8 protein-coding genes are annotated in these 7,928 nt (G+C 55.1%); 6 read left to right on the top strand and 2 right to left on the bottom strand.

The genetic code is table 11. The annotated features are described in order from the left end of the window. The 6 genes from ACN0VM_RS14215 to ACN0VM_RS14190 all read left to right on the top strand — a co-directional run. Positions 1 to 299 (top strand): histidine phosphotransferase family protein (locus tag ACN0VM_RS14215; RefSeq protein ID WP_417451555.1); only part of this gene is annotated, 299 nt, incomplete at its 5' end. Between the two features lie 136 nt (positions 300 to 435). Then, positions 436 to 3,513 carry a chemotaxis protein CheW gene (locus tag ACN0VM_RS14210; protein ID WP_417451554.1) on the top strand — a complete coding sequence of 1,026 codons (3,078 nt, stop codon included), beginning with the start codon at positions 436 to 438 and terminating at the stop codon, positions 3,511 to 3,513. Beyond that, positions 3,510 to 3,995, top strand: a complete 486-nt coding sequence (locus tag ACN0VM_RS14205) for a chemotaxis protein CheW (protein ID WP_417451553.1) — start codon at positions 3,510 to 3,512, stop codon at positions 3,993 to 3,995. The genes ACN0VM_RS14210 and ACN0VM_RS14205 overlap by 4 nt, the downstream gene beginning before the upstream one ends. 79 nt (positions 3,996 to 4,074) lie before the next feature. Continuing rightward, positions 4,075 to 4,440: a response regulator gene (locus tag ACN0VM_RS14200; protein WP_417451552.1), complete on the top strand. Its 366-nt coding sequence runs from the start codon at positions 4,075 to 4,077 to the stop codon at positions 4,438 to 4,440. A 46-nt stretch (positions 4,441 to 4,486) separates the two neighbouring features. Next, positions 4,487 to 5,743, top strand: a complete 1,257-nt coding sequence (locus ACN0VM_RS14195) for a protein-glutamate methylesterase/protein-glutamine glutaminase (protein WP_417451557.1) — start codon at positions 4,487 to 4,489, stop codon at positions 5,741 to 5,743. Beyond that, positions 5,740 to 6,582: a CheR family methyltransferase gene (locus tag ACN0VM_RS14190; protein ID WP_417451551.1), complete on the top strand. Its 843-nt coding sequence runs from the start codon at positions 5,740 to 5,742 to the stop codon at positions 6,580 to 6,582. Before ACN0VM_RS14195 ends, ACN0VM_RS14190 begins: the two co-directional genes overlap by 4 nt. Before the next feature lie 57 nt (positions 6,583 to 6,639). On the opposite strand, the gene ACN0VM_RS14185 is transcribed toward ACN0VM_RS14190, so the two are convergent. Both ACN0VM_RS14185 and ctrA read right to left on the bottom strand, forming a co-directional pair. After that, entirely contained in the window at positions 6,640 to 7,026 is a 387-nt protein-coding gene (locus tag ACN0VM_RS14185; RefSeq protein ID WP_417451556.1) for a GFA family protein, read from the bottom strand. Positions 7,027 to 7,103: 77 nt separating this feature from the next. Further along, the gene (ctrA, locus tag ACN0VM_RS14180) at positions 7,104 to 7,805 is read right to left on the bottom strand and encodes a response regulator transcription factor CtrA (RefSeq protein WP_417451550.1); all 702 of its coding nucleotides are present in this window, start codon (positions 7,803 to 7,805) and stop codon (positions 7,104 to 7,106) included. Positions 7,806 to 7,928: the final 123 nt, after the last annotated feature.

Genomic DNA, 7,928 nt, shown 5'->3' with positions numbered 1-7,928 from the left:
TTGTGCTTCTGGTGATGGAATCGATGATCCGTGGTGGTGACATAACCGTCACTATGACGGAGGATGATGGCATGAGTGTGATCACTGTGCGCGGCACGGGCAACCGTGTCATACTGCAGTCAGAGGTCAGGGCCGCGCTGGCGGGGGAATTGTCCGAGGAGGATCTGGAGCCCCGTGCGGCGCCAGCCTATCTCGCTTGGGCGGTTGCGACTGAAGCGGGCGGTAGTACCGCGGTGACTGAAACCGATGAGAAAAACGTCGAACTGACAGCGAAGCTACCTGTACAGAATAGCCAATAACGAAAACGAAGCAGAGTTTGACCGGATAGTTTTACATGTTTTTAACTCTTTTTGGTCAAGGTGCAAGTTGAGAACCGGAAGGTGCCGGGGCCGACCCCGCCCAAGCCGCCACCCTATCCGCAGGGAAGACTGACATATGGATGATCTGTTAAACGAATTTCTGACCGAAACTGGCGAAAGCATCGACGTTGTCGATGTCGAGTTGGTGAAGCTGGAGCAAGACCCCAACAACAAGGAAGTGCTGGATAATATTTTCCGCCTTGTGCACACCATCAAAGGCACATGTGGTTTCCTTGGCTTGCCACGGCTTGAATCGGTTGCCCACGCGTCTGAAAACGTACTGGGTAAATTCCGAGACGGTGAGCTTCAGGTTTCCGAGCACGCGGTGACGGTTATCCTTGAGAGCCTTGACCGGATCAAGGAGATCCTTGCGGGCCTTGAGGCGACGGAGGAAGAGCCCGACGGAGACGACAGTGACCTGATTGCCCGGCTGGATGCCATCGCGGAAGGGGCCGAAGCTGCGCCGGACCCTGAGCCCGACACCGTGGAAGGCGAGATTGTCGACCCGACCCTTGGGCGGACCCTCAAGGCCGGTGAAGTCTCACTCGAAGAGCTTGAAGCCGCATTTGCCAACGCGCCCGGTCCTGAAGAAATGGCGGAAGAGCCTGCGCCGTCGCCCGCCGCAGCAGCGGCGTCAAACGCCACGTTGTTTGACCGTGTGGGCGGTGAGGATACACTTGCTGTCGCATCTCATCTGATTGCGCAGCGTCTTGGCACGGATGGTGAGCTCTCAAAATATTTCACCGGTACGGCTGATGAACGCCGCAAGGGCCAGTTTATGGGCCTGATGATGGCGATTTTCAAAGACGACATCGACGCCGCCGACAATGTTGCGCGGCAGATCGTCACTGCTTCGGGCTTTACCGACCAGCATTTCGACAAGCTGATCAAGCTTATAAAAGAAGTGCTGATGGAATGTCAGGTGGACGGCGATACGGCAGATGAAGCGGTGATGAGTTTTGAACTCGTCCGTGAAGGGGTTGTGAGCGCGGCCAAGACGCTGGCGACCGCCCAAACCAATAAAGCAGGTACGGAATCCGGCGCCGGCGCCAGTGCACAGGCTGCGTCACCCGCCGCAGAAAGCAAGCGGACCAGCCAGTCTATCCGCGTCAGTGTTGACCTTCTCGAAGACCTGATGAACATGGTGTCCGAGCTGGTGTTGACACGAAACCAGTTGCTGCAGATCACCCGTAATATGGACAATTCCGAGTTGGGCGTGCCGCTGCAGCGCCTGAGCCAGTGTACAACCGAGCTGCAGGAAAATGTGATGAAAACGCGTATGCAGCCGATTGGCAACGCATGGGCGAAACTGCCGCGGATTGTACGCGACCTGACGGTCGAGCTGGACAAGAAAATCGAGCTGGACATGCGCGGTGCAGATACCGAGCTTGACCGCCAGGTGCTTGAGTTGATCAAGGACCCGCTGACGCACATGGTCCGGAACTCGGCCGATCACGGGATCGAGACCCCGGCCGAACGCATGGCTGTCGGCAAGCCGGAGGGCGGCACGATTGTGTTGAATGCCTACCATGAAGGCGGCCATATCATCATCGAAATCAAGGATGACGGGCGCGGTATTTCCGTTTCCAAGCTCAGCAGCAAGATCCTTGAGAAGAAACTGGCGACCGAGGCTGAACTGGCCGATATGTCGGATGGTCAGATTCAAAAGTTCATTTTCCATCCCGGTTTTTCAACCGCCGAGAAAGTCACGAGTGTCTCGGGCCGCGGGGTCGGGATGGACGTCGTGCGCTCGAACATCGAAAAAATCGGTGGCACCATCGACATGGTGTCGATCGAAGGCAAGGGCTCTACCTTCCAGATCAAGATTCCGCTGACTCTGGCCATCGTCGCGGGCCTGATCGTCAAGGCGCAGGAAGAACGTTACGCCATCCCGCAGATCAGCGTGCTTGAACTGGTGCGGGCCTCTGAGAACTCCGAACATAAGATTGAAACCATCAAGGATACACCAGTATTGCGCTTGAGAAATCGCTTGCTGCCGCTGGTATATCTCAATGAAGTGCTGGGTTTCATGACCCGCGACGAGATCGACGCGCGCGAGAATGTAGACGATTTTATCGTGGTTGCGCAGGTTGGGGCCTTCACGTTTGGTATTGTGGTGGACCAGGTATTCGACACCGAGGAAATCGTGGTCAAGCCGGTGGCGCCAATCCTCAAGGATCTCGATATTTATTCCGGTAACACCATTCTGGGCGATGGAAGCGTGATCATGATTCTTGACCCTAATGGAATCGCGGCCAAGACAAATTCCGGTATGGGTGACCATGAGCGCGAGGAAGAAGACGCCCGCGAGCAGGTCCGTCGTACCGCAGCCGACGAAAAAGAGAGCATGCTCCTGTTCCGCGCCGGAGGCAAAAATCCGAAAGCTGTACCGCTAGCGCTTGTCGCGCGGCTTGAGGAAGTTGAGATCGACACCATTGAGATCTCTGACGGCCGTCATATGGTGCAGTATCGTGGCGCGCTGATGCCTCTGATCAAGGCGCATCCCGATATGACCCTGCGTACGGAAGGGCGGCAGCCAGTTCTGGTCTTTACTGACCGGGAGTACACCATGGGGCTGGCCGTTGATGACATTCTCGATATCGTCGATGAGGAGTTGAACATCAAACTGGCGTCCGACAAAAAGGGCGTCGTCGGCTCGGCGATTATCAGCGGAAAGGCGTCCGAAGTTATCGACGTATCCTATTACCTGAACCTTGCATTTGCAGACTGGATGAAGTCGCGCAATATGTCGGAAGATACAGCGTCGGCCAAGGGCTCAACAGTGCTGTTGATCGACGACAGCGACTTTTTCCGCAGCATGCTAAAGCCGGTTCTGCGTGTGGCAGGCTATGAGGTGAAAGCTGTCTCCAGTGCCGCTGCGGCCCTGAAGCTGATGGAAGACGGGTATATGTACGACCTCGTCATTTCTGACATTGAGATGCCCGACATGAACGGCTTTGATTTTGCCGCCACCATTCGCGATGGCAGCAAATGGAAAGACTTGCCGCTGATTGCATTGTCGGCGCTGGCGTCCGAGCGCGACGTAAGCCGAGGTCATGCCGCCGGGTTTGACGACTATATCGCCAAATTCGACAGGGAAACCCTGCTCCGCAGCCTTGCCCAACAGCTTAAAATTAAGGGAGATGCGGCATGAACGACGTTATTGTCCGCGATGATCTGAGCCTTGTAAGAACCGGGACGCAGGATTTTGTTACCGTTGTCCTTGAAGGACAAACACTTGGCATCCCTGTTCTGGCTGTGCATGACGTGCTCAATCCCCAGCAGATTACCAGAATTCCACTGGCCCCTGCATGGGTGTCCGGTGTGTTGAACTTGCGTGGCAAGATTGTCACGGCCATTGACCTGCGACAGCGGCTGGGGCTGCCCCCGCTTGAGGGCGACAAGCAGAGCATGTCGGTCGTAGTTGAACACAACGACGAACCCTATAGCCTGCAAATCGATAGTGTTGGCGAGGTTTTGTCTCTTGATGATGCTGATTTCGAACGAAACCCCGTCACGCTCGACCAACGCTGGCGTGAAGTAAGCCGCGGAATTTACCGGTTGGAAAATAAATTGCTGCCTATTTTGGACGTGGATCGTCTTCTAGCCTTTGAAAGCAACGGTAAAGCTGCGTAGACTGGTTAGCGAACAACAGGTTTATGAATCAATACAATAGGCTTTCACCTCTCTGGTGGAGTTTGGGAGACATCAGCAAATGAAGTTATGTCTTGTCGTTGACGACTCAAAAGTGATCCGCAAGGTCGCAAGACGTATCCTTGAAGAACTCAATTTCGACATTGAGGAAGCGGTCGATGGTCAGGACGCCCTCGACGCATGCGAGCGTAATATGCCGGATGTGGTGCTTCTGGACTGGAATATGCCGATTATGGACGGGCTTGAATTTCTCAAGGCCATTCGAGCGCGTGAGGGGGTTCACCAGCCGATTGTCGTTTTCTGCACGACAGAAAATGATATGTCGCACATCCGCACGGCTATCGAGGCAGGTGCCAACGAATATATTATGAAGCCATTTGATCGCGAGATCATTGAGGCAAAGTTCACCCAGGTCGGGTTGATGTAATTATAGGGATACCCGCGTGAACACTGCGGTTTCGAAAACAACAGCAATGTCAGTCAAGGGCGGCCCTTACCGTGTAATGGTGGTGGATGATAGCGCCATTATCCGCGGGTTTTTATGTCGTTACTTATCTGAAGATGCTGATATCGAGGTCGTCACCACGGCCAACAACGGGGCGGTCGCACTTCGGCAACTGCAGGCACACAATATAGAAGTTGTTGTGCTCGATATTGAAATGCCGGAGATGGACGGCCTGACAGCATTACCGCGTATGATCGAATTGATTCCCGATCTGCAGGTGGTGATGGCGTCTACGCTTACCCGTAAAAATGCTGAGGTCAGTTTGCGGGCGATGCAGATGGGCGCTGTGGACTATGTTCCCAAGCCCGAAACTGCACGCTCTGTGAACGCCAGTATCGATTTTCGCCGCGAACTTGTAGACAAGGTGAAGGCTTGGGCCTCCCGCCGGCGCAAGAAGCGCGGCGAAGATCTGCCCACGGGTGCTAATGATCCCGGCGCGCCAGGTGGTGGCTCGACAGCCGCGGGCTTGGCGGCGCGTACAGTCACGGTGCAGCGGCCAGGTGCCGCGGCAGGGGCCTCAGCCGGGTTTGTGACTGCGCGGCGGCCAGCGCCACCGGTAGCGGTAACACCGACCCGGCGAGCCGAAGCGCCTGCACCGCTGGCGGACGGCAATGCTATCAAATTGCGCACCGGTTCTTTCCGGCGGCCTAAAATTCTGGCTATCGGGTCTTCCACTGGTGGCCCGCAAGCATTGATGAAGTTTTTCAAGGGGTTCAAACAGGCGCCGCAGGTGCCGGTTCTGATAACCCAGCACATGCCGGCAACCTTCACTGCAATTCTGGCAGAACATCTTGGCCAATCTACAGGGTGGAAAACGCAGGAAGCGCGGGACGGTCAACTGCTGATGCCGGGCGAGATGTATGTGGCTCCTGGTGGTCGGCACATGGAAGTGGATATGGTGGACGGAAAAGCGCAAGTGCGCTTGACCGATGAACCACCGGAAAATTTCTGCCGACCGGCCGTGGACCCGCTTTTTCGTAGTCTGGCAAAGGCATACGGTGAGAATGTGCTGGCAATTATCCTGACCGGCATGGGGCATGACGGGCTTAAGGGCGCAAGAGAACTGACACGAACGGGGGGCACACTGCTGGCACAGGATGAAGCCAGTAGCGTAGTATGGGGTATGCCGGGCGCGGTTGCAACCGCCGGGCTTTGCACGGAGGTACTTCCTGTTGATAAACTGGGTGAAGCAGCTGCAGTGCGGCTACAAGGAGGAATCAGATGAAAACTGAAGATTTTGAATTCCTCGCATTAATGTTGAAAGAGCGCTCTGGCCTGATGCTGACGCCCGATAAGGTTTATCTGCTTGAAAGCAGGCTGACCCCATTGGCCCGCAAGCGTGGTCTCGACACCTTGGAGGCGTTAGTTCAGAAGCTGCGCCTGAGCCGGGACGAAGGCCTTATTCGCGACGTTACTGAAGCGATGACCACGAACGAAAGCTTCTTTTTCCGCGACAACACGCCGTTTGACCTGTTCAAGAATCATGTGTTGCCAGCGATGGAAAAGAATCGCGCCACCACCAAGCGGCTGCGCATCTGGTGCGCGGCGGCATCCACGGGGCAGGAGCCCTATTCGCTGGCAATCCTGCTACGCGAAAACTGGATGAAGTGGCAAAACTGGAATATCGAGATTATCGGCACCGACATCTGCACCCAAGTGCTGGAGAAGGCGAAAGCCGGTACCTATAGCCAGTTTGAAGTTCAGCGCGGCCTGCCGATCCAGATGCTGATCAAATATTTCAAACAGGAAGGCGACATGTGGCGCCTGAGCGATGATATCCGCAAAATGGTGACATTCCGCCCTTTCAACCTGCTAAGCAATTTTATCGGCATGGGCACGGTTGATGTAATCTACTGCCGTAATGTGTTGATCTATTTTGACCAGAATACCAAAAAGGATGTTCTTGGGCGTATGCGCAAGTGTCTGGCGAATGACGGTACGCTCTTCCTTGGTGCGGCTGAAACCGTGCTTGGCATCACTGATGCCTTCCGGCCCGTCCGGGGCCAGCGCGGCATGTATGTGCCCTCGGACGGCACGGCGGAAAAGGCCATGGGGCTGGGCTAGCCTGGAGAGACCTGCATCTAACGGGTGACTTTGGGGTCGCTTTTTGCGGAAAGCCGTTTATTCGTGCTCGGATCCGCCGTCGAGAATTTCGTAATAATCGCCCTTGTCTGCGGTGAAGATGTGCAGTTTGAGCTTGGTCCTGGTTGGGCCATCAAACGCCCCCAGTGCGATACCGATCCAGTCGTGTTTGACTTTGTCGAGTGGATCAAAGAACAATGATGAGCCACAGGTTGCACAGAAACCGCGCTGTGCCTTCTCGCTCATGCTGTACCATCTGATGTTCTCTTCTCCAGCAATCATGACAGTGTCGCGCGGTACTTCAGCGTCAGCAAGAAAGTGGCCGGTCCATTTGCGGCAGCGGCTACAGTGGCAGGCGCTGGCTTCGTGAAGGTTACTTTCGACTGTGAATGTCACAGCACCACACAGGCAACTCCCATTATGTATCAATTGGCCCTCCCATAAAAAAGGCCGCACAGCATGCGACCCTGATTACTCGTTTTTTTCGGAAAAACCCGGAGGCGCTAGCTTGCAGCTGCCTCGGTCTCTTCCACCGGGTTTCTCAGCACATAGCCACGTCCCCAGACGGTTTCGATATAGTTGTCGCCCTCTGACGCGGTGGCGAGTTTTTTCCTGAGCTTGCAGATAAACACGTCAATGATCTTGAGTTCCGGCTCGTCAATGCCGCCATAAAGATGGTTGAGGAACATTTCCTTCGTCAGCGTGCTGCCTTTCCGAAGCGACAGCAATTCAAGCATTGCATATTCCTTGCCGGTCAGATGCACCCGCTGGTTCGAAACCTCCACCGTCTTGGTGTCAAGGTTGACGGCGAGTTTGCCGGTCTTGATGATCGACTGCGAATGCCCTTTGGAGCGCCTTACAATAGCGTGGATACGCGCGACCAGTTCTTCCTTGTGGAAGGGTTTGGTCATGTAGTCGTCTGCGCCGAAACCAAGGCCTTTGACCTTGTTTTCCATTTCCGTCAGCCCGGATAAAATAAGGATTGGGGTGTTCACCTTGGCGGTGCGCAACTTCTTGAGAACGTCATAACCGTGCATGTCCGGCAGGTTCAGATCAAGAAGGATGATGTCATAGTCATACAGCTTGCCGAGGTCGAGGCCTTCTTCCCCAAGGTCGGTACTGTAGATGTTAAAACCCTCGGAAGTGAGCATCAGCTCAATGCTGCGGGTCATTGTCGGGTCGTCTTCGATTAAAAGAACACGCATATTCTATTCCCCATTCTAAGGTTGTTATGCGACAACAGCCAAAACAACTCGGCGCACTTTCTGCCGCCGAAACACGGTTGGCCTCCTGTGCGGCGACCCCTTCCGCCCAAAACGTGCTTCTAT

The organism is Kordiimonas sp. (genome assembly GCF_048260245.1).
In the GTDB taxonomy this organism is placed as follows: domain Bacteria; phylum Pseudomonadota; class Alphaproteobacteria; order Sphingomonadales; family Kordiimonadaceae; genus Kordiimonas.
The sequence above is the reverse complement of the archived record's forward strand: the minus strand, read 5'-3'. Positions and strand labels throughout refer to the sequence as shown.